The 20,663-nt window shown below is 60.8% G+C and carries 25 protein-coding genes; 16 read left to right on the plus strand and 9 right to left on the minus strand.

The annotated features are described in order from the left end of the window. Positions 1 to 381: 381 nt before the first annotated feature. The 6 genes from I7X13_RS08040 to I7X13_RS08065 all read left to right on the plus strand — a co-directional run bounded on the left by I7X13_RS08040 (position 382) and on the right by I7X13_RS08065 (position 3,438). On the plus strand, positions 382 to 558 hold the full coding sequence (locus tag I7X13_RS08040) for a hypothetical protein (protein WP_198075089.1): 177 nt from the start codon (positions 382 to 384) through the stop codon (positions 556 to 558). A 49-nt stretch (positions 559 to 607) separates the two neighbouring features. Beyond that, a complete protein-coding gene (locus tag I7X13_RS08045; protein WP_198067536.1) occupies positions 608 to 988 on the plus strand; it encodes a hypothetical protein in 381 nt (126 codons plus the stop codon). A 61-nt stretch (positions 989 to 1,049) separates the two neighbouring features. Continuing rightward, positions 1,050 to 1,511, plus strand: coding sequence for a hypothetical protein (locus I7X13_RS08050; RefSeq protein ID WP_198067537.1), 462 nt, complete (start codon positions 1,050 to 1,052; stop codon positions 1,509 to 1,511). Between the two features lie 60 nt (positions 1,512 to 1,571). Next, positions 1,572 to 2,267 (plus strand): carboxypeptidase-like regulatory domain-containing protein, encoded by a 696-nt coding sequence (locus I7X13_RS08055; protein ID WP_198075090.1) that lies wholly within the window; start codon positions 1,572 to 1,574, stop codon positions 2,265 to 2,267. 121 nt (positions 2,268 to 2,388) lie between these two features. Next, positions 2,389 to 2,769 (plus strand): hypothetical protein, encoded by a 381-nt coding sequence (locus tag I7X13_RS08060; RefSeq protein WP_198067539.1) that lies wholly within the window; start codon positions 2,389 to 2,391, stop codon positions 2,767 to 2,769. A gap of 129 nt (positions 2,770 to 2,898) precedes the next feature. Next, positions 2,899 to 3,438, plus strand: a complete 540-nt coding sequence (locus I7X13_RS08065; RefSeq protein ID WP_198075091.1) for a DUF4126 family protein — start codon at positions 2,899 to 2,901, stop codon at positions 3,436 to 3,438. Positions 3,439 to 3,442: 4 nt separating this feature from the next. On the opposite strand, the gene I7X13_RS08070 is transcribed toward I7X13_RS08065, so the two are convergent. Both I7X13_RS08070 and I7X13_RS08075 read right to left on the minus strand, forming a co-directional pair. Further along, on the minus strand, positions 3,443 to 3,838 hold the full coding sequence (locus I7X13_RS08070) for a group III truncated hemoglobin (RefSeq protein WP_198067541.1): 396 nt from the start codon (positions 3,836 to 3,838) through the stop codon (positions 3,443 to 3,445). Between the two features lie 40 nt (positions 3,839 to 3,878). Beyond that, positions 3,879 to 4,805, minus strand: a complete 927-nt coding sequence (locus I7X13_RS08075; protein ID WP_198067542.1) for an EamA family transporter — start codon at positions 4,803 to 4,805, stop codon at positions 3,879 to 3,881. Between the two features lie 115 nt (positions 4,806 to 4,920). On the opposite strand from I7X13_RS08075, the gene I7X13_RS08080 reads away from it, so the two are divergent. The 6 genes from I7X13_RS08080 (at position 4,921) to I7X13_RS08105 (ending at position 11,626) form a co-directional block, all read left to right on the plus strand. Then, positions 4,921 to 6,591: a M1 family metallopeptidase gene (locus tag I7X13_RS08080; RefSeq protein WP_233454719.1), complete on the plus strand. Its 1,671-nt coding sequence runs from the start codon at positions 4,921 to 4,923 to the stop codon at positions 6,589 to 6,591. A 76-nt stretch (positions 6,592 to 6,667) separates the two neighbouring features. Next, positions 6,668 to 8,074: a dihydrolipoyl dehydrogenase gene (gene lpdA / locus I7X13_RS08085; protein WP_198067544.1), complete on the plus strand. Its 1,407-nt coding sequence runs from the start codon at positions 6,668 to 6,670 to the stop codon at positions 8,072 to 8,074. Positions 8,075 to 8,091: 17 nt separating this feature from the next. Next, positions 8,092 to 8,979, plus strand: coding sequence for a hypothetical protein (locus tag I7X13_RS08090; protein ID WP_198075093.1), 888 nt, complete (start codon positions 8,092 to 8,094; stop codon positions 8,977 to 8,979). 71 nt (positions 8,980 to 9,050) lie between these two features. Then, positions 9,051 to 9,803, plus strand: a complete 753-nt coding sequence (locus I7X13_RS08095) for a hypothetical protein (RefSeq protein ID WP_198075094.1) — start codon at positions 9,051 to 9,053, stop codon at positions 9,801 to 9,803. Positions 9,804 to 9,969: 166 nt separating this feature from the next. Continuing rightward, entirely contained in the window at positions 9,970 to 10,698 is a 729-nt protein-coding gene (locus I7X13_RS08100) for a hypothetical protein (RefSeq protein WP_198075095.1), read from the plus strand. Between the two features lie 268 nt (positions 10,699 to 10,966). Beyond that, positions 10,967 to 11,626 carry a hypothetical protein gene (locus I7X13_RS08105; protein ID WP_198075096.1) on the plus strand — a complete coding sequence of 220 codons (660 nt, stop codon included), beginning with the start codon at positions 10,967 to 10,969 and terminating at the stop codon, positions 11,624 to 11,626. 45 nt (positions 11,627 to 11,671) lie between these two features. Here I7X13_RS08105 and I7X13_RS08110 read toward each other — a convergent pair whose 3' ends face one another. Beyond that, positions 11,672 to 12,184: a nuclear transport factor 2 family protein gene (locus tag I7X13_RS08110; protein ID WP_198075097.1), complete on the minus strand. Its 513-nt coding sequence runs from the start codon at positions 12,182 to 12,184 to the stop codon at positions 11,672 to 11,674. A gap of 146 nt (positions 12,185 to 12,330) precedes the next feature. Here I7X13_RS08110 and I7X13_RS08115 point away from each other — a divergent pair, with 146 nt between their 5' ends. Beyond that, entirely contained in the window at positions 12,331 to 12,918 is a 588-nt protein-coding gene (locus tag I7X13_RS08115) for a YdeI/OmpD-associated family protein (protein WP_198075098.1), read from the plus strand. Positions 12,919 to 12,952: 34 nt separating this feature from the next. Here I7X13_RS08115 and I7X13_RS08120 read toward each other — a convergent pair whose 3' ends face one another. Further along, on the minus strand, positions 12,953 to 13,798 hold the full coding sequence (locus I7X13_RS08120; protein WP_198075099.1) for a DUF5694 domain-containing protein: 846 nt from the start codon (positions 13,796 to 13,798) through the stop codon (positions 12,953 to 12,955). Positions 13,799 to 13,961: 163 nt separating this feature from the next. Here I7X13_RS08120 and I7X13_RS08125 point away from each other — a divergent pair, with 163 nt between their 5' ends. The 3 genes from I7X13_RS08125 to I7X13_RS08135 all read left to right on the plus strand — a co-directional run bounded on the left by I7X13_RS08125 (position 13,962) and on the right by I7X13_RS08135 (position 15,864). Then, a complete protein-coding gene (locus I7X13_RS08125; RefSeq protein ID WP_198075100.1) occupies positions 13,962 to 15,095 on the plus strand; it encodes a putative sensor domain DACNV-containing protein in 1,134 nt (377 codons plus the stop codon). Between the two features lie 112 nt (positions 15,096 to 15,207). Further along, positions 15,208 to 15,558, plus strand: a complete 351-nt coding sequence (locus I7X13_RS08130) for a hypothetical protein (RefSeq protein WP_198075101.1) — start codon at positions 15,208 to 15,210, stop codon at positions 15,556 to 15,558. Positions 15,559 to 15,609: 51 nt separating this feature from the next. After that, positions 15,610 to 15,864, plus strand: a complete 255-nt coding sequence (locus I7X13_RS08135) for a hypothetical protein (RefSeq protein WP_198067554.1) — start codon at positions 15,610 to 15,612, stop codon at positions 15,862 to 15,864. 80 nt (positions 15,865 to 15,944) lie between these two features. Here the strand turns inward: I7X13_RS08135 and I7X13_RS08140 are convergent, their stop codons facing one another. From I7X13_RS08140 to rluF, 5 genes are all read right to left on the minus strand, one after another. Continuing rightward, entirely contained in the window at positions 15,945 to 16,424 is a 480-nt protein-coding gene (locus I7X13_RS08140) for a cold-shock protein (protein ID WP_198075102.1), read from the minus strand. 133 nt (positions 16,425 to 16,557) lie between these two features. Beyond that, positions 16,558 to 17,361 carry an FkbM family methyltransferase gene (locus I7X13_RS08145; protein ID WP_198075103.1) on the minus strand — a complete coding sequence of 268 codons (804 nt, stop codon included), beginning with the start codon at positions 17,359 to 17,361 and terminating at the stop codon, positions 16,558 to 16,560. A 163-nt stretch (positions 17,362 to 17,524) separates the two neighbouring features. Further along, entirely contained in the window at positions 17,525 to 18,499 is a 975-nt protein-coding gene (rlmF, locus tag I7X13_RS08150; RefSeq protein ID WP_198067557.1) for a 23S rRNA (adenine(1618)-N(6))-methyltransferase RlmF, read from the minus strand. 12 nt (positions 18,500 to 18,511) lie between these two features. Then, positions 18,512 to 19,354, minus strand: coding sequence for a hypothetical protein (locus I7X13_RS08155; RefSeq protein ID WP_198075104.1), 843 nt, complete (start codon positions 19,352 to 19,354; stop codon positions 18,512 to 18,514). Between the two features lie 45 nt (positions 19,355 to 19,399). Next, complete coding sequence (gene rluF / locus I7X13_RS08160) at positions 19,400 to 20,494, minus strand: 23S rRNA pseudouridine(2604) synthase RluF (protein WP_198075105.1); 1,095 nt, start codon at positions 20,492 to 20,494, stop codon at positions 19,400 to 19,402. Positions 20,495 to 20,663 lie beyond the last annotated feature (169 nt).

Genomic DNA, 20,663 nt, shown 5'->3' on the forward strand with positions numbered 1-20,663 from the left:
TTTAATAGGGGGTAGTATGGAGGAGCTTTGTAATAAATAATAGGCCGTGATAAATAATGCTAAAGGCCCGTTAATGTGTTTTATAAGGTCGGTTGATTCCTCTGCTTAATTGAATGAGTACCCTGGTTTCTATCGCTGAGCTGCCCGTGAGACGCGCTGGTAGCAAGGCCAATATTATTTGGGGCGATACACCAATAACCGTTGGTGTGTCTGTTTTGGCAATAGAAAAAGTAATAAAATGTGTGTCGGCTCAACTGCCGAATTTGACTGCTTTTGCAATGGTGGAAGTTGCCACGGGCGCGTGCCTGGCGCATCGGAGTCGCTTGCGTAAGTTCGGGGCCGCCGGGGTGCTGGCCTATTGTGCGCCAGCAGTAGCTGGCCATGGCAGCCCTGAAGATGCGCAGTGAGCGACTGGAGGACATCCTGATTCCCTTTCGCAAGCAACTGCACCTGCTTCGGCTGGCCAAAAATGAGCAGTGGTTTGGCTTCCTCGCCGTGCAAGCGCAGGATACCAGCCTGGCCCTGGCCTGCGAAGTGCTGAAATCAATAATTAATTGAATAACAAAATTTTAATTAATCACAATCCAACCAATTTCCCTTCTTAAGTATGGCTTACTCAACCAATTCCCCCGCTGGCAAAGTAGTACAGAGCGTAATGGACGACTTACCCGGCCTAGTGGCCATTGCCGTGGTCGACATCACCTCGGGCATGGCCCTGGCTTCGCACACCAATTCGCCCAGCCTCAACCCCGAAACGGCCGCCGCTTACAACACCGAAGTGGTGAAGCAGAAGCAGAAAGCCATGTCGGCCCTCAAGCTCAACGGCGAGAACATCGAGGACATTCTCATCACCCTCACCAACCAGCTACACCTGATTAAGCTGGCCAGCAACGGCACCAAGTTCATCTATCTGGTAGTGAACTCGCGCGAAACCAACCTGGCTATTGCCCGCGAAGTGCTGCGCTCAACTGCTGACCAGCTCAACTAATCAGGTTCCGAAGACGAGTTCCGGGTCGGCAGCAGGACGGGCCGGTACCACGCCGCACACGATGAAAATTCCCTTTCTCAAGCAGTTGCAGCGCTTGACGGGGCCGGTGGCCAATGAAGTAGAGCTGGCGGCGGGCCCGGCCAACGGACCCATTGAGCAAGCTATGCAGCACCTGCTGGCCGAACTGCCCGACTTGCTGATGGCGGCCGTGGTAGAAGTAGCAACCGGCAAGCCCCTGGCCACCTACACCACCGCCCGCGACCTGCGCCCGGCGGCCGTGGCCGGCTTCAATGCCGAAGCAGTGCGGCAGGTGCAGGCCTCGCTAGTGGCCCAGGGCGCGGCGCATGAGCGCCTAGAAGAAATGCTGTTTACGCTGCCCTCGCAGCTGCATTTGCTGGGGGTGGTGCCCAGCGGGCGGGTATTCGTGTACTTGGCCGTGGACTGCCGGGATACCAACCTGGGCATTGCCCGGGCCGTGATGCGCGGCGGCATGGCCCGGGCCGAGCCCGCCGAAGACGAGTAGTAAGGCCCGTGGCTGGCCGGTCAAGCCACAAATCTACTTTCACCCTTTTTCTCAACCCCCATGAAGCTTACAGCTACTCCCTTCGACCCGCAGACCGGCGAACTGCTGCCGGTATACCGCGACGCCTATCTGCGCGGCGACCTGGCCCGGTCGTCGGCCCGCGCCGTGGAAGACTACCTGCGCAAGGACGCCAGCCAGGCCCACAGCACCGTGACGCGCTGGCACGAAATGACCACCCAGGAGGCCGATGCCGCCGTGCCCACTACCTGGGTGCAGAAGCAGTTGCTCTTTATCCGGGAGCAACCCCAGCGGTTCCGTCGCCGGGCGTTTTCGATGGTCGGCATGGCCGCGCTGGTGGCCGGCGTGTCGATGGCCGGCACCCGCCTGCCCTCGCACGAGGCCGTGGTGCTGCCCACCACGACGGTTACGGCCCTCACGAGCCTGGAAACAGCCAGCGCCGCTGCGGCCGAAGCCAGCGCTACGCGCATGGTCACGGTATCGGGCCGCATTCTGAATGAGACCGGCAAGCCCCTGGTGGGCGCCACCGTGCTCCGCAAAGGCACCCGCTTCGGGGCCAGCACCGATGCCAACGGCAATTACGCCCTGCGCGTGCCCGCCGCCGAGGCTGCTTCGGCCACGCTGCAATACGGCTACGCCGGCTACCAGGACCAGGAAATGCAGGCCGGCACCGCCTCCCAGCACGGCGTAACACTGCAGCCTCGCGCCGCCAAGCGCAAGCACTGGCTGTTCTTCTAATTCATTGTTTGTTAGTTGTCTATCCGGGTTATCCTAAGTGAAAGCAAGGACCTACCGAAAGCACGTTGCGAATAAGCTCCAGGAATCTTCTTTATCCATTCCCCCTTCCCCTTCAGCCGACATGGCCTACTCTAAAAACACCGCTGCTGGTAAAGCAGTTGACGCAATTATCAACGATTTGCCCAGCTTGGTGGCCGTGGCGGTAGTCGACATTACCTCGGGCATGGCGCTGGCCTCGCACTCGAACTCGCCCAGCCTCAACCCCGAAACGGCCGCCGCCTACAACACCGAAGTGGTGAAACAGAAGCTAAAGGCCATTTCGGCGCTGAAACTCAGCGGCGAAAAGATTCAGGACATTCTCATCACGCTGACCAACCAGCTGCACCTGCTCAAGCTGAGCTCGGATGGCAACAAATTCATTTATCTGGTGGTGAACTCACGCGAAACCAACCTAGCCATTGCCCGCGAGGTACTGCGCGCTCACGTTGAAGAAATCAACTAAGCGCCACCTGCTGGTTCTCTCAAAAAGGCCCGTCCGATATTGGACGGGCCTTTTTTGTGGGCTGTGATGGCCTTGAGCCGAGCAATTCCGTTAAGCTCAATTCATGCGCCTCCGCCATTCTTTTGCCTGATGAAAAAAAAGTCCCAAGCCCTCGCTCCCAAGCACCGTTCCGCTAAATTCTGGCCCGTGATGGGCTTCGCTGCCCTGGCCGGGATGCGCAGCATGAGCGCGCCGGCCTTTCTGAGCCACTATCTATCGCGGCAGCCGCATGCCGGCCTGGCTGGGTCGTCGCTGCGGTTTTTGCAAAAGCCCGTGACCGCGCAAATTCTGAAAGCCCTGGCCGCCGGCGAGATGGTAATGGATAAGCTACCCACTACACCCAATCGCACGGCCCCGCCGGTGCTGCTGGGCCGGCTGCTGGCAGGTTCGCTGGTGGGCGCGGCGTGGTACAAGTCGCGCCACGGCAGCGCCCTGAGCGGCGGTGTGCTGGGTGGACTGGCGGCCGTGGCGGCCACGTTTGTGAGTTTCGCATTGCGCACGGGCATTAGCCAGCAGACGGATACGCCCATCGCGCTGGTGGGCGTGGGCGAGGACGCGCTGGTGGTAGGCAGCGGCGCGGCCCTGCTGCGCGGCGTGCGGCCCGCGCACGGCGAGTGGCGGCCGCTGTAAAACCCTAGCCGCCGAGCAACGACAGCGGGTTCGGCGTCATGCGGTGCTCGAACATAGCCCCGATGTTTTGGGCTTTGGTCTTGGCTTCGTCAGCTTTAGGGCCGCTGAAAAGCGAGTCGACGGTGGCAGTGAACAGCGTCAGCCAGCGCTGAAAGTGGGCTGATTGGATGGGCAGTGGGAAATGCCGGGCCATGGGCCGCCCTTTGTAGCGGCTCGTGCCCAGCAGCACGCTGCTCCAGAAATCATACATCTTGGGCAGGTGGGCGGCCCAATCCACTTGCGCTACGTCGTGAAAAATGGGACGCAGCAGGTCGTCGGCATCGACGCGGGCGTAGAAAGCATCAACCAGTTGGACGATGTCGGCTTCGGTGTGCAGGTCGGGGAGAGGGGAAGTAGACATTTTCTGCAGGGTTAGGAGGACTGGGACTTTAACAACCGAGCTACGCTTTTCGTCGCCCGCCCAGCAGCACCAGTGCCACGGCCAGCACGATGAGGGCCGCGCCGCCCAGCATTTCGGGGTTGAGGCTTTCGCCGGCGAAGGCCCAGCCCAGCAGCACGGCCACCACGGGGTTCACGAAAGCATATGTGCCCGCCAGGGCCGGCTCCACGGCCCGCAGCAGCCAGATATAGGCCGTGAACGCCACAATGGAGCCGAATGTGACCAAGTAAGCATACGCCACCCATGACTTGGTGGTGACCTGCGCCAGCGTGAACCCATCGGCCTCGCCCCGCACAAAGCCTACGATGAGCATGGCCACGCCACCGCACAGCATCTGCATGCCGCCCGAGGCGAAAGGTGACGGCGCGGGCTGGTGGTTCTTGGCATAGAGCGAGCCGATGGACCACACCAGCGAGGCCAGTAGCACGATGCCCATGCCCAGGTCCTGATGGCCCGGCACCTTCACGGGCGTGGCGGTGGGGTGGGCGGCCAGCAGGTACATGCCCGCCATGCCCGCGCCCAGCCCCAGCGCCACCCACCGGGTGGGCCGGGCCGAAATGCCGCTCAGCCACCCCAGCACTGCCAGAAACATGGGCACCGTGGCCACCAGCAGTGCCGTGATGCCGCTGGGCAGGTACATCACGCCCAGCGTGGTGCCGCCATTGCCAAAACCCAGCAAGCACACCCCGATAAACACCGCGTAGCCCCAGCCGCGCAAGGTGGGCGCGGGCTCGCCCCGCCACCGCATGAAGCCGTAGAGCAGCCCGCCTGCCAGCGCATAGCGCGTGCCGGCCATGAGCAGCGGCGGCATGCTGGCCACGGCAAACTTCATTACCAGGTAGGTAGAGCCCCAGATGAGGTAAACGAGGGCAAAGGCCGTGAACAGTGCGGCCTTGGAAGGTGCAGCGGTAGAAGAAGAGTCGGGCATAAAATCAGTACGGACTGCCGCAAAATTACGCCTGACTTTAGCGTGCAGCTTGGCGCAGCTAAAGTTCGCGTCCGGGAAATGCCGGCCTTGTGCCTTGTTGTCGTTGCTTTGCATGATGAACAAAGCGAAATTTCTCCTCCCGCTGCTGGCTTCGCTGGCGCTCCTGAATCCGGCAGCCGCCCAGCTTCTCCAGCCCAAGCCCGAAGCATTCACCCGCGCCGACACCCTGCGAGGCAGCCTCACCACGCCGTTGCGCACCTGCTACGATATCAACTACTACCACCTTGATGTGAAGCTGGACCCGGCCAAGCGCTTCATCAGCGGCTCGAACCTGTTCCGCTTCACGGCCACGCGGGATTTCACGCGGCTGCAATTCGACCTCTTTGCCAACCTGCAGGTCGATAAGGTGCTGTATAAAGGCCAGGACGTGCCGTTCACCCGCGAAGCCAACGCGGTGTTTGTCACCTTCCCGAAAACCATTTCGCAGGGCAGCAAGGATGAGTTTACCGTGCAGTATTCCGGCAACCCCACGGTGGCCAAAAAAGCGCCCTGGGACGGTGGCCTGGTCTTCACCACCGATGCCGCCGGCAAGCCCTGGGTGGCCTCGGCATGCCAGGGCGTGGGCGCCAGCATCTGGTGGCCCACCAAAGACCAGCAGGCCGATGAAGTGGACAGCATGCTTATCAGTGTGAGCGTACCGCAGGGGCTGAAAGACGTTTCCAATGGCCGCCTGCGCAAAACCACCAAGCTGAAAGACGGCTACACCCGCTTCGACTGGGCCGTGCGCAACCCCATCAACAACTACGACGTGGCCCTGAACGTGGGCGACTACCAGCACTTCTCCGATTCGTACCAGGGCGAGAAAGGGCCGCTGACCCTTGACTATTGGGTGCTGCCCGAGAACGTAGCCAAAGCCAAAACGCAGTTTGCGGCCAACGTGAAGCCTATGCTCAAGAGCATGGAGCATTGGTTCGGCCCCTACCCGTGGTACCAGGACGGCTACAAACTCGTGGATGCCCCGCACCTGGGCATGGAGCACCAGAGTGCCGTGGCCTATGGCAATAAATACCAGAACGGCTACCTCGGCAAAGACCGCAGCAACACCGGCTGGGGCACGAAGTGGGATTTCATCATCATCCACGAAAGCGGGCACGAGTGGTTCGGCAACAACATTACCACCAAGGATATTGCCGATATGTGGGTGCACGAAAGCTTCACCTGCTACTCCGAGGGCCTGTTCGTGGAAACGCAGTTCGGCAAGCAGGCCGGCCAGGAATACATTCACGGCCAGCGCCGCAATATCTCGAACGACGGGCCAATTATCGGCCCCTACGGCGTGAACAAGGAAGGCTCGGGCGATATGTACGACAAGGGCAGCGCCATGCTCAATACCATTCGCACCATCCTGAACAACGACGAAAAGTGGCGCCAAATCCTGCGCGGCCTCTCCAGCACCTTCTACCACCAAACCGTGACCGGCCAGCAGGTGATGGACTACATCACCCGCGAAAGCGGCCAGGATTTCACCAAAGTCTTCGAGCAGTACCTGCGCCACGGCAGCCTGCCCATCCTGGAAATCCGCTTCGAGGACGGCAAAACCCTGGCCCGTTGGGTGAGCGAGGTGCCCAAGTTTGATATGCCCGTTCGCGTCCGGTTGAAGGGCGGCGAATACCGGTTCATCAAGCCCACCGCCCGCTTCACGGAGATGAAGGAGCTAGCCGGCGCGACGAAGGAGACGCTGGAAGTCGACACGTTCAACTTCTACATCGGCGTGCTGGTTGATTAAGTAGCGCGGACTCGCAGAGTCCACAATACATCTGCCGTACCTTCGCGGCGCGAACCATCACCGAACCTTCGGCTCTATGAATCAATACGACGTCACCGTCATCGGCTCCGGCCCGGGCGGCTATGTAGCGGCCATCCGCTGCGCCCAGTTGGGCCTCAAAACGGCCATTATCGAGAAATACCCCACCCTGGGCGGTACCTGCCTCAACGTGGGCTGCATCCCCAGCAAGGCCCTGCTCGATTCGTCGGAGCACTACCACAACGCTCATTCAGTGTTCCAGGACCACGGCATCGGCCTCGAAAACCTGACGGTGGACATGAACCGTATGATTGACCGCAAGGGCGGCGTGGTGAAGGCCAACGTGGACGGCATTTCTTACCTGATGAAGAAGAACAAAATCGACGTCATCACCGGCGTGGGTTCGTTCGTCGATAAAAATCACATCAGCATCACGCCTCGCGAAGGCGGCGAGGCCCAGCAGATTGAAACCAAAAACGTCATCATCGCCACCGGCTCCAAGCCCACGGTGCTGCCGTTCATCGCCCAGGACAAGGAGCGCATCATCACCAGCACCGAGGCCCTGAACATCCGCGAAGTGCCCAAGCACATGATTGTGATTGGCGGCGGCGTGATTGGCCTCGAAATGGCTTCCGTGTACGCCCGCCTCGGTGCCAAGGTGTCGGTGATTGAATTCCTGGATTCACTAATTCCGACCATGGACCGCGGCCTGGGCAAGGAGCTGAAGCGCGTGCTGGGCAAAATCGGCATCGAGTTTTTCCTGAGCCACAAAGTGACCGGCGCCACCCGCGAGGGCGACAGTGTGACCGTAACCGCCACCAACCCGAAAGGGGAGGAGGTGAAGTTTGAGGGCGATTACTGCCTGGTGGCCGTGGGCCGCGTGCCCTACACCGCCGGCCTCAACCTGGAAGCCGCCGGCGTGCAGATGGAGGAGCGCGGCCGCATCAAGGTCGACGAGCACCTGCAAACCAACGTGCCCGGCATCTACGCCATCGGCGACGTGATTCGGGGCGCCATGCTGGCCCACAAGGCCGAGGAAGAAGGCGTGTTCGTGGCCGAAACCATCGTGGGCCAGAAGCCGCACATCAACTACCTGCTCATTCCCGGCGTGGTGTACACCTGGCCCGAAGTGGCCGGCGTGGGCTACACCGAGGAGCAGCTCAAGGAGCAGGGCAAAGCCTATAAAATCGGCAGCTTCCCCTTCAAGGCCAGCGGCCGCGCCCGCGCCAGCGGCGACACCGACGGCTTCGTGAAGGTGCTGGCCGACAAAACCACCGACGAAATCCTGGGCGTGCACATGATTGGCCCGCGCATCGCCGACCTCATCGCCGAAGCCGTGACGGCCATGGAGTTCCGCGCCTCCGCCGAGGACGTGGCCCGCATGAGCCACTCGCACCCCACCTACGCCGAAGCCATGAAAGAAGCGTGTTTGGCCGCCACGGAGAACCGAGCCATCCATATGTAATCCATCCCAGGATTACGATGAGGTTTTCTAAAAAAGTCCGATACGGCCGCTTCCTGATGGGAGCGGCCGTATTGCTTTGGCTGCTGGCTTGCGAGCGAAAGCGCCCCCGCACCATTGAAGAAGTAGTGGCCGCGGCCAAAACGGTGCGGCCCGCCGACAGCCCAGTAGCAACTTCTGCTCCTGTTGCCCCACTTATCACCAGAGAACCCGATATAGAGGTTCCCCGCCGGGAAGTGCTCGACAGTCTGGGACCAGTAAGGTTGGATAGCCGCCTTGTTGACATCAACGAATGGCTTGACACGACCGAATGGCGCTACAGCGCCAGAAGCGAAGTGGTAGTGGATACCTTACTCCAGAATTTTGTGCAAGTGCGAGCACACGGCGAGGCACCTCGGCTGCTATACAGAGCCTCATCAACTGCGCGACAGTGGCGAGAGGTAAGCCTGGATTTTCCAAACCTTTATGATGGCCAATTAAGAGACGCGGTATTTACGCTCGATACCGCCAACCTTGACCATCGGGGAGCGCCAGAGCTATTAATCAACATCCGGTGGTCGAGATATGGCAACCGCCTCGGTTCGTCATACCGGCGGGCAGTTGTATTAGATGTGACCCGCACGCCCCTACTATTGCTGAATGCGTTGGTAGAGGAAGGAGATGAACAATTTGGACGCAATGATGTAGATTTTAACCGGCCTTATCCGGAGCTGGCTGCCGGGCTGCGAAAGCACGACTGGACCCAAGAAAAATATGCAGGTTGCACTCGTTCTATCAAACTCAAACGTGATATTGAGTTGGAACCAATCAGGCACATTGGGTCCAATGATAATTGCTATGAAATGACGCCGCTGCCCGCCGGCAGCTACCGCTACCAGCACGGCAAGGTGTTTCGAGTCGGCAAGTAGCTGCCGAAACCAAGAGCGGCGGAAGCTGCCGGAGTTTCGGCAGCTTTTCTATGCGTTACATTTCCTGCCTGATGAATACCGAATTCGCAATGGCTCGCCGGCTGCTTTTGCTTCTCATATGCTTTTGCGTCAGAAGCGTGCAGGCCCAGCAGCCCCAAAAAGCTGCTGTGGTGCTACCCGTGCAACTATTGCGCTTTCAACGGCTGACGTCGCGAGAAATATGGGCTGATGCGCACGAGCGAAACAACGTACAGACCTCCGACAGACGATTTGTGGGGTTCAGCGGCGAAAGAATGGATTCTACTGCGTTTGGGAAAGTGTACGGCCGCGCGACCCCTGTCCTGCTATACCGAACAACGCGAGCTGACTCGGTTTGGACCGCCATCAATTTGGTTCTGCCGGACTACGCCAGCCATGAGGTTCGAGGGCCGCTCCAATGGGAAAATGAGGGATACAGAAAAATAGACATTTTTCGAATAGATACCGTCAATCTAGACCATCGTGGTGAGGCAGAGGTGTTGGTGGGCGTAGTCATGGATTGTTGCGGCAACACGTCCCATACTGAGCATTTTGCCGTCAATATTATTGATGTTAATGGCGCGCCGAAATCGTTGCTGAGTGCTTTAATCGAAACGCGTGATGTCGGCTATTCGTCAGATAGCGGATTTACAACTCAGTACGAAATGCGAAATATAAAAATGACTTCCGAGCTGTTAGTCAGCAGGATAAAAACCAATCGGTATGGTCAGAAGAGCTTGCTGACGCTGCTAAAATCTGGCCGCTACTGCTACCGCGATGGCCATCTGGTATGGGTGGGAAAATAAATACTGTTGCATTATGACCAAGCGGAGGAAGCGCCCGAAGTTTCTGCGCTTTTCTTTGGGCCATGAAAGCAGCCAGCCGATGAGAGTGTTTCGAGTATTGTGGGTGGCCGTGGGCTTGGCCGCCGCATGTCAGTCTCCCACTAGCGAGCAGGCGGGGCGTTTGCCGGTGTCTGGCCAAAGCGGAGCAAAGCCGCCGAAAAGCCCGGCGGTCGCGCCGCGCCCTGCTGCAGCCAGCCGTCCCGAGCAATTGGATGTGATGGCCGTGGGCGACAGCATCGGGCCGCGGCCAATGGAAGCCAGCCGGGTGGGCACCGCGCAGCTACGGGCCGAGCTGGCCGAAGAATACACGACAGCCGATACCATCACGGGCCGCTTCCTGGTGGTGAAGCCTCTATCGGAAACGCCGCGCGTATTATACCGCGCCAGCCAGCGCGATACTGTGTGGACGGAACTCGACGGGCTGCTTAACCGCTACGAACACGGCGACCAGCAGCTTGGTGTTGAAATCCGGCAAGCCAACCTCGACGGGCAGGGGCGGCCCGAAATGCTGATTCATTTTTACTCGGCCATTTACGGCAGCGGCGGCGGCACCACCTACGCCAGCGACTATGTTATTGACATCAGCAGTTCGCCGCCACAACTATTGCTGCAAGCCAATACCCGGTACATTGATGAAGCCTTTCCGGCCTATGCAGCCATGCACGGCGAGCCGCTGAAAGCCGGCGAAGCGGAGCAAGGCTACGAGCGTAGCATCAAGCTGCAAGGACGGGAGTTGCTGGTTGGCCCGATTGAGGCAATAGGCCTCAACCCGGAGCTGGGCGACCGCAAAGCGCTGACGCAGCTGCCCGCCGGGCGCTACCGCTATCAACGCGGCCAAGTATTGCGTATTAGGTAGTAGCTATTAAAACCGAAAGGAGCTGAGGCTACGGGAGCTGTAACCGTTTTGCGAAAAAAAACGCCACGTCCTAACTGCTTTGTTCACGATGCCGCGCCTGTTTCTGCTTGTTTTGGCTTTACTATATGCGGGGGAAGCAACAGCGCAGAAGCAGCCAACAATAAAAACCAATAAACCGGCCAACCTGCGGGAAGTGAAAAGGCCCGTTGGGGTGCGTAGGGCTGCCGCCGGAAAACCGGATGCTACGATTAAGCAAAGACCTAAGCAAGTGGCGCCTGTGGTGCTGCCAGTGCAGGAGTTGCCTTTTGAGCTGCTGACCACGCGGGAAATCTGGTGGCGAAACCCGCCCCAGCGCGACAAAATACAGGCCTCAGCTAATCGATTTATTGGGTTTCGCGGCGTGGCTGCCGCTGTCGACTATTATAGCTGGCATTCCGAAAAGCCGACGTTGCTCTACCGCAAAAACCAGACTGACACGGTATGGGTGAGCATTCCGCTGGTATTGCCCGATTACGCCAGCCATTTCAACTTCGGCACCCTCAACTGGGACGACGACGATATTGGCGACCTTGAAGTAGATACCTGCAACCTGGACCACCGGGGCGAGGCCGAAGTGCTGGTGACCATTCGCCAGTCCCACTACGGCTCGGGTGGGGGCCAGAGCCGGACCGCCGTCAACCTGATTGACGTCAGCGGCAAGCCCCGGCTGTTGCTGGTGGCTTTGGTAGAGGCCGGGGATTCGTGGCATGGACCTGGCGACAGTCAGGAATCGGGGTCGAGCGACGCGCATCGCCGTATCGGGCTGAAGCGCGAATTGCTTGTGAGCAGGATAGTGGCCGACCAGTACGGGAGTCCGTCTTTGCTCACGCCGCTGAAACCCGGCCGCTACCGTTACCAGGGCGGCCGCCTGGTGTGGGTGGGGAGGTAGCAACCGAGGCTGCTGCCGAAAGCCCACCTATCGTCAAACCTTGCCTCAGTGGTCGTAGCTCACGACGCGGGTGATGCGCCAGGTGTCGGCCTGCTGCTGCCACACCATCACGAACTTGGAATTGCCGCAGTCCTGGCGGCCGTTTTCCTGGTGGCAGAAGCGTTGGGTGGCAATGTGCATGGCGCCGTATTCTTTCACGGGGTACACCTCCAGAGTGCCCGTCACCAGCGTGCGGGTGATGTCCGGGCTTTGGGCGAAGAGGCGCGTGAAGCCTTCTTTGGTTTGAGTGAAGTTACTCAGGCCGCCTTTGTCGTGGTAAAACTCCAGGTTATCGGCAAAGTAGGACATGAGTTTATTCACGTCGTGGGCGTTGAAGGCGGCAAACATTTCCGTGTCCAGCCGGGCCACCGTTTGGTATAGCTCCTCTTTGGTAAGGGGCTTTGAGGCCGCCGCTGGTGGCGGGCTGGTTGGCCCCGTGTGGCGTGGTGTGCTTTGGCCGTGGGCAGTAGTAGCCGAAAGAGCAAAAAGCAGTAGGAAGGTGGCGAAGGCGCTACGCATGCATGAAAGCGGTTGGAAAGATGTAGAGACGCATATTTGCGTCTTGTCGTTGAGCAAAACTGGCCAACGACGAGACGCAAATATGCGTCTCTACCCCGGCCTTGCAATCCTACCGCAGCTTCTAAATTTAAACCATCACCACCGCCATGCCTCGCCCCGATGCCCACCCCCAGTTCCAGCCCGCCAGCCGCGCCGAGTGGCGGCAGTGGCTGGCCGCGCACCACGCCAGCGCCCCTGGCGTGTGGCTGGTGTACTGCAAAAAAGCCAGCGGCCTGCCCAGCGTAACCTACGCCGAAGCCGTAGAGGAAGCCCTCTGCTTCGGCTGGATTGACTCGCACCCGCGCAAGCTCGACGCCGAGCGCTCGCAGCATCTCTACACGCCGCGCCGGCCCCGTAGCGGCTGGAGCCGGGTGAACAAGGAGCGGCTGGAGCGCCTCGAAGCCGCCGGCCAGCTCATGCCCACCGGCCGGGCCGCCATTGCCCGCGCCAAGCAAAACGGGGCTTGGGAAAGCCTCGATGCCGCCGAGGCTGGCTTGGTTCCGGAAGATTTGGCTGCTGCCTTCGTTGCAAATGAAGCCGCGGCCCGGCATTTCACCGCTTTCGCGCCTTCGGCCCGCAAAGGCATTCTGACCTGGGTGCTGGGCGCGAAGCAGCCCGCAACCCGCGCCCGCCGCGTGGCCGAAGCCGTGCGAATGGCCGCGCTGGGCAAGCGGGCAAATTTCGACCGCGAATAACCCAAAATCTGGCCCGCCCATCGATGGGCGTGAGCTATTTCAGCACGTCTTTCAGCTCTTTCAGTCGGAATTGTTGGTCCGAAGCAATGAACTCGCGCATCATGGCGGCGTGGCCCGAGCCCACCAAAACCAACGCCTTGCCATCCTGGGGCGTCATCGTTTTTTGCACCAGCGAATACATGTACAAGTTGCGCCGGTACCACTCCGACACCAGGAACGCGCCCGCGAAATTGTCGGTAGTGCCCGCCCGGTTGAGGATGTCGAGGTAGAGGCCTTTGTTCAGGGCCAACTCTCCGGGGCTGTTGGCATCGAGCAGCAGTTGCGTGAGGGTGTAGGTTTCGAGCTTCTGGTTCTGGCTGGTTTCGTAGTGCTTGATGGCATCCTGCGATTTTTGCAGCAGGGCTACCTGCTTGGCCGCCTGCATGGCCTTCAGCACACTGTCGAACGGGAAGCTGGTTTTGGTATAGTCGAGGGCATAAATCCGGGTGAGATGGGCCTTTTTGCCCGCCCGGAAAGCCAGTTGAATGATTTCATTCTTCAGAAAGAAATTTTGACGCTTCGCGGGATAGGTGGTGCTGACGAACTGCTCAAACTGGCTGCCGAGGTAGGCGTTGTAAAGCTTATCCAGCTCAGGCTGCTCATCCCAGGGCCACTCCACAAAGATTTTATCGGGGTGAAAAGCGCTGATTTTTTGGGTAATGGTTTCCAGCTCCGCCTGCGCCTTGGGCGCCATCACGTCGAAGGTTTTGGTTTTGGCGACGTCGGCGCCGGGGTTGTGAAAGTGGAAGGTGCCCAGTAGCAGAATGTCGCTGGGCCGGGTTTGGGCCCCGCAGGTAGCCGCGACAAGGCAGGCGAACAGAAAAAAGAAAGCGTGTTTCATGCGGAGTAGTGGAAAGGAGGGAGGAAATTTGGGCGGGGCGGCCGCGCGCAAAACTAAAACTATTGGGCCGGGCAAGTAGTCTTCCGGAGTCAAGCCCCGCCGGGCCGGTAAATGCCGTCCACCGCTGACGGGTTGCCTCGCCCCGCCTGATATTTTTGCCCTTATGCTTTCCGAACCCACCTACCTCACGGCCCGCATGGCCGCCCCCATGATTGAAGCCCACTTCGCGCGGCACCGCGCCGCCAGCGTGGAGGACGAAAAATGCCTCGCCTCCCCGCCCGAAGCGCAGTGGGTCGAAGCCGTGATTGATGCGGCCTTCTGGGCCAGCCTGCGGCGGGAGGAGGGGCACCCGCCCCGCATTTCGCTGGCGCTGCTGCCGCTGGAGCAAGCCCGGCAGCCGCTGGTGTTTGGCCAGCGCCGCCGCCTCACGCCCGCCAACCTGCTCAAGCTGGCTCCCGCCGTGGAGCAGCCCGGCCTGCACCTGGGTGTGTGGCACGATGCCGACGGCCTCTACGTGTGGGGCACGGCCACGCGGGTGCCGCCGCTGTGCTTCGTGCTGGAGGTGGTCGAGCCCGGCCTGCTGGTGGTGAAGCACCGCCGCGCCGGCGGCTTCGGCAAGTTTGTGAACGTGGCCGTGCTGCGCGGCGACCACCTCCAGCTCGTCGATGAAGAGCACGGCGGCCTTAGTGACTGCGCGGCCCTGCGGGCCTTCCTGCCCGGCCGCAGCCTGCCGTCGCCCGAAACCGGCGAAACCGACAACGTACTGCTGGAACTGGCCGCTGCCATGCGCGCCCACGGCCGGGGCGGGCTGGTGCTGGTGGTGCCGCCCGGCTCCGAGCAGTGGCAAAAATCCATCGTGCAGCCCCTGAACTATCCCGTGGCTCCGGCCTACACCGGCATCCGGGCCGTGCAGCGGCCGGGCCAGTCGCGGCGCAAGTGGCAGGCCGCGCTGCGGCGCAACATTGGCATCGTGGGCGGCTTCACGGCCGTGGATGGGGCCACCGTCATCACCCGGGAATACACGCTGCTGGCTTTCGGGGCCAAAGTGGCGCGGGCCAAAACCAGCACGCCCGTCGAGCAGCTCGTCCTCACCGAGCCGGTGGTGGGCAGCGAGCCCCGCAACCTGCACCCCGCCCAAAACGGCGGCACCCGCCACCTGGCCGCCGCCCAGTTCGTGCACGACCAGCGCGACACCATTGCCCTGGTGGCGTCGGTGGATGGGTTTTTCACGGTCTTCGCGTGGTCAGATTCCTTACAGCAGGTACACGCGCACAAGATTGACGTGCTGCTGCTGTGAGGCGCTGCGCCTTCGCCTCAACAAAACGGCAACCTTCCGTCCGTCCCTTGCGAATACCCTAAACCAACTACGCCGCCTGCATCATCTGGCTCTGCGCTTGTTGTTTATCGCCATGGCTTTCCCTCTTCAATTCCTGCTGGAAACCGTTTTACCGCAACTTCTTATGGGCAAGGACAAAAAGAAGCACTCGAAGAAGGACCAGGCTTCGGAGAATATTCTGGATGCTGTGGCCCTGTCAATCAAGAAGTTTCGGAAGGTGACCAAGGAAATATCCAAGCTTAGCACCGGCCAGAAGCTGGTGGGGAGCCTGGCGCTGGCCGCCGCCGGCCTGGTTTACATGGCCACCCGCGACACCGACGAAACGGCCGCCAGCTCCGACGCCAAAGCCTTGACCGATGGTGCGGATGCCGTTGCGGCGCCCCACCGCCACCGCAAAGCCCCCAAGCATTTTTCCGAAGAATAGCCGGCGGCAAGTGCCCGCCCGGTCCCGCGTCATTCTCAATTAGCCCGCGCAATGAAAAAGACCAAGGATAAAGCCGCCAAAAACAAGTCCGCTAAAAAGCAGACCCTGCTCGGCGGAGCCACCAAATCGCTCAAAAAGCTGCGCAAAAGCAAGCTCACCACCACCCAGAAGGTATTGGCGGGTGCGGCGCTCGCGGCCGTGGGCCTGGGCATGCTGGCAAAGCGCAACGGCAAGAATGGCCCTTCAACCAGCCCCGATACTGCCGCCGCCGAGGACAACCTCGCCGCACTGGACGCCAATGCCTGATACCGCCTGTCCACCGAAAAGCCCCGCTTCCGAAGCTGCGAAAGCTTCAGAAGCGGGGCTTTTCGGTACAGGTCGAGCCGCTAGACGGCGGCTGGCGGCGTGGCGCTGGCTTTCTTCACGCGCACGGCGTTGGGGCCTTTGGCGCCCATCTCCACTTCAAAGCTCACTTTGTCGCCTTCCGAGATAGGGCCGCCGGCCAAGCCGTTGGCGTGCACGAAAATGCTTTCCTGCGTCACCGAATCTTTGATGAAGCCGTAGCCCTTCGAGTCGTTGAAGAAGGTAACCGAACCGGTGCGGACGGTGTCTTCCGGCTCGCGGTCTTCCTGCTTGGCCACGCTGATGCGGATGTCTTCGTCCTTGATGACCCGCTTCTTGGTGGGGTCGGGCGGGGTGGAGGTGATATTGCCGTCTTCGTCTACGTAAGCAAACATTTCCTCTAAGGCCGCCCCACTTTTGGCGTTGGCCTGGCGCTCGGCTTTGCGCTCTTCCTTTTCGGTTTTCTTCTTCGCGCGTTTTTTCTCGTTGTCTTTCTTACCAAATGTCTCTTGAGACCTACCCATAGTGCTGTGCTGCTAAATCTGTTGTGTCCGCCTGATGCAAATCTGATGAGAAAAGCAAGCGGAGGAGTGTATTACGACGAAGATACGAAATAACTAAAGGGCATTCAAGATTCCGCTTTTGCCGGGGCCATGCTTAAACCGGTAGCTTCCGGCCGTACACCCAATCGTCGATGTAGCGGGTGCCGGTTTCCTGCGACCAGGTGTCGTAGCCATTGGCCTGCAGGTAGTCTATCACAAGCTGCTTGGTGCGGAAAAACTCGTTGCCTTCTTCTTCAAACCGGAAATCGTGGCAGGCAATGGCCACGTTGGGAATATCCAGTTCGGGCCGGGCAAATACGGTGCTGAAGAACCGTTCGGCACCTTCAATATTGATTTTCAGCAGGTCAATTCGCCGGATGCCCTCGGCCGCGCAAAAATCCTCAAACGGCAGCCCGGGCACTTCGTAGGCCGTGCCAGCGCTTTGGCTGTTGAGCGAAGAAGACAAATAGCTGGTGGGGGCATCGTCAATGATGACGGGGCCCGGCTTATCGTTGATGGCAAGGTTGAATAGCTTCACATTGCGCAGTTGGCTGTCCTCAATCAGCTGACGCAATACCTGGTACACAGCCGGGTTGGCTTCAATGGCATAGACCCTGCCCGCTGGGCCCACCAGGTCGGTGTAAATGCTGGTTTCCTCGCCCAGGCCTGCGCCCACGTCCACCACGGTGTCGCCCGGCTGGGGGGTGTAGTAATGCGCGCTCACCCGCTTTACTTCTTTAGCCAGGTGTGCCCGGGTTAGGTACCAGCTAAATGACTCGCTGGCGATGCGAATATCACCCAGGTCATATATGAAAAACCGCCCTTCGTTGATAACCTTCAGGGACTTAAGTGTTTGTTGGTTCCGCAGGTATCGCAGCTTGCAATACAGAAATAACAACTGTTTATTCCGGATTTTCATAAGTAAGCGACAGGCGGGTGGAAAGGAAACCAGGTGCGGTTTGGCAGCGCAGAAAATGGCGGAATGATATGGTCAGCGCATTGGCAAGTAAACGATTTTATGTGAAACGCCAGTTAACCTGATTATTACCGTTAGGCGGCGGATGACAGTCGGCAAGGCTTGCTTAATGCGAATCTGCCCACCGGGTTTTGCGCCAGGCTTCACGTTGCGCGGGTGAGAGGAAAGTCCAGGCCACGAGGCGGCTTTTCTTCTGGCCCTGAGCCATTTCAATGGTGCGAACTTCGGTGGCTCCCGCCGTTTGGAGGGCGCGGTACACACCGGGCAGGGTTTCTTTTTTGGAGACGAGCGAGGTGAACCAATAGGCGGTGCGGGGCCGCCGGCCGCTCTCCTGCACCATGCGCCGGATGAAGCTGGCCTCGCCCCCTTCGCACCACAGCTCGTTGTTCTGGCCGCCAAAGTTCAGGACCGGCCGGGGGCCGCGCCCGGTGCCCAGGCCCGCGGCTTTGCGCTGTGAGCCGGCCGCCGCCGCCGCCGCCGAGGCATGGAACGGCGGGTTGCACATAGTCATATCGAATACTTCGCCAGCCTGAATGAGGCCGTCGAAAATGCGGGTGCGGGCCGGTTGCAGGCGGGCCTCGATGGCCCCGGCCAGGGCGGGGTTGGCGGCCTCAATCTGCTGGGCGGCGCGCACGGCCACGCCGTCGATGTCGGAGCCCACGAAGTGCCAGCCGTATTCGCGCCGGCCAATGATGGGGTAGATGCAGTTGGCCCCCACGCCCACATCGAGCACCGTAATTTCTTCACCGGGCGGCAGCACGCCGCCGTTGCTTTCGGCCAATAAATCAGCCAGGTAATGCACGTAGTCGGCCCGGCCCGGGATGGGCGGGCACAGGTAGCCCTTCGGAATATCCCAGTGTTCGACGTTATAAAAATGCTTCAGCAGGGCGCGGTTTAGGGCCTTCACGGCGGCAGGATTGGCGAAATCAATCGACAGGCTGCCGTGGGGGTTGGGCCGCACAAAGGCCGCCAGCTCCGGGCTGACTTTGCTGAGCAGCGGAAAGTCGTAGGGCGCGCGGTGCGGATTGCGCGGGTGCAGCTGGTCTTTTTCGGCGAGGGGAGGGGTAGTGTTAGGCTTCATTAATGGGAATAATTACGTCGTTTTATAGAGGTACCAGCCCTCGCCCAGCGGCCGGAGCACGATGAGGCCATCGGGCTGCATGGCGGGCAGCAGCGCCGCCTCGGGCTGGTAGAGCAGACCCACCGTGCTGTCAATTTTGCCGCCGATGACGAACTCCAGGCAACTGCCGCAGGCGGTGGCGCGCCGCGTGACGCGGCCCAGATAGAGCTGCCGCAGCAGGGCGTGCACGGCCGGGTCGGCGTTGGCGGCTTGTTCGTCAGTAGCTTCGTCGGCCCCGATAGTAGCGTCGAAAAACCGGCCGCTTTGAACCCGGCTCAGCACTTCCTGGAAGGCGGCCCGGTGCTGGTAGAAATGCGCGGCAATGTCGGCGTCGGCGCTGGTCCAGAGGCGCAGGTTGCCGATGGTGAAATCGTGGCTGGCGTCGGGGTGCTTGCGGTTGTAATCGGCCACTTCGGCGGGCGGCATGGCGGCCAGTAGCGCCACCATGGGCGGCCCCAGGTGCGTCATGGCCAGGTTGCGGATGGCGCCCAGCTTCCAGCCTTCGGCCTCGCGGCGGAAGTGCAGGTAAAAATCTCGGCGGCTCACGGAGTCGCGCAGCTCCACGGCCACCACGGCCGTGGCCGAATCCTGCCGCACCAGCTGGCAGGCGCGCTGCACGCGGGGCGGAATCTGCTGGCCCAGGGTCTGGCGCTTGGCCTGGCCGGCCACCTCGCAGCAGAGGTAGCTTTTCATGGCGGGCCATCCGGTGGGTGCCACGAACTGCTGGGCAATGACGAGCGGCGGCAGGGGCGCGGGGCGGGCCCATGTGGCCAGGCCGGGCAGCCAGAGGCAGAGTAGCAGGAAGAAATGCTTCATCCGAAGGCTAACGGCAAACCGGGGAGTGATAATTCCGCCGCTGACCTAGCGCGGTCGGGCCGGGCCTTTGCGCCCCGTGCCGGATTTGCCCTTGCCGCTGGCGGCCGGGCGGGTGCCCAGATTGCCGGTTTTGGGCCGGGCCGAACCACTCGCGCTGCCGCTTTTGGGGCGTGAGCCGCCGCTACCGCCGGGGCTAGCTTTGGCCGGGCGCTTGGTGCCGCCCTGGCCGGGTTTGGTGCCGGCTGCGCCGGGCTTTTCGGGGCGAGGGCCCCACCAGCCGGTGCCCGATGGGTTGTACATCGTCGGCGGGCCGGGCTTACGGGGGCGTGGGGCGGGGCGGCCGTCGTTTGTATTCTGACCCTGCGGGGCGGATTTGGTGGTTTTGGGGCGGCTGCGGCCGCCGGAGGCTTCTTCGGTGCCGCTCGAATGGGCCACCATTTTCATGATGCCGGCGACTTCTTCGGGCGTCATTTCGCGCCAGTCCCCCACGGGCAGGCCTTTGAGGCTGATGTTCATGATGCGGACGCGCTCCAGCTTCACCACTTCGTAGCCGAAATGCTCCACCATGCGCCGAATCTGACGATTCAGCCCTTGCACCAGCGTGATGCGGAAGATGTAAGGCGTTTCCTTCTGAATGACGCACTTTTTGGTGACCGTGCCCAGCATGGGGATGCCGTGGGCCATTTCGTCCAGCATGCGGTCGGTGAGGATGCGGTCGACGGTCACCACGTACTCCTTTTCGTGCTGGTTGCCGGCTCGCAGAATCTTGTTCACGATGTCGCCGTCGCTGGTCAGGAAAATCAGGCCCGACGAGTCCTTGTCCAGCCGTCCGATGGGGAATACGCGGGCGGCGTGGTTCACGTAGTCCACGATGTTGCCGCGCACGCCCGGTTCCGAGGTGCTGGTGATGCCCACCGGCTTGTTAAAGGCCAGGTACACGGCATCTTCGGCTTGCTTGGGCTCCAGCTTATGGCCGTTCACGGTCACGCGGTCGCGCGGGCCCACCTGGTCGCCAATCTGGGCAGGCTTGCCGTTGAGCAGCACCGCGCCTTCGGCAATGTAGCGGTCGGCCTCGCGTCGCGAGCACAGCCCGCTTTCGCTGATGAACTTATTGAGGCGCGTGTACGAGGCAGCAGGCATGGGCAGGTAAAATATCAAAAAGTAGAAACGCGACGCACATGCGCCCCGGCAAAGGTACGCCGTGCAGAAACGGGGCTGTCCCGATGCCCCATCGGTGACTATATGGGGCACAAAACAGGTATTCTGCTCGGCCTTGGCGCCGGGCTGCCGCGCCGGCCGGCACAACTTC

The organism is Hymenobacter negativus, assembly GCF_016056375.1.
Taxonomy (GTDB): Bacteria; Bacteroidota; Bacteroidia; order Cytophagales; family Hymenobacteraceae; genus Hymenobacter; species Hymenobacter negativus_A.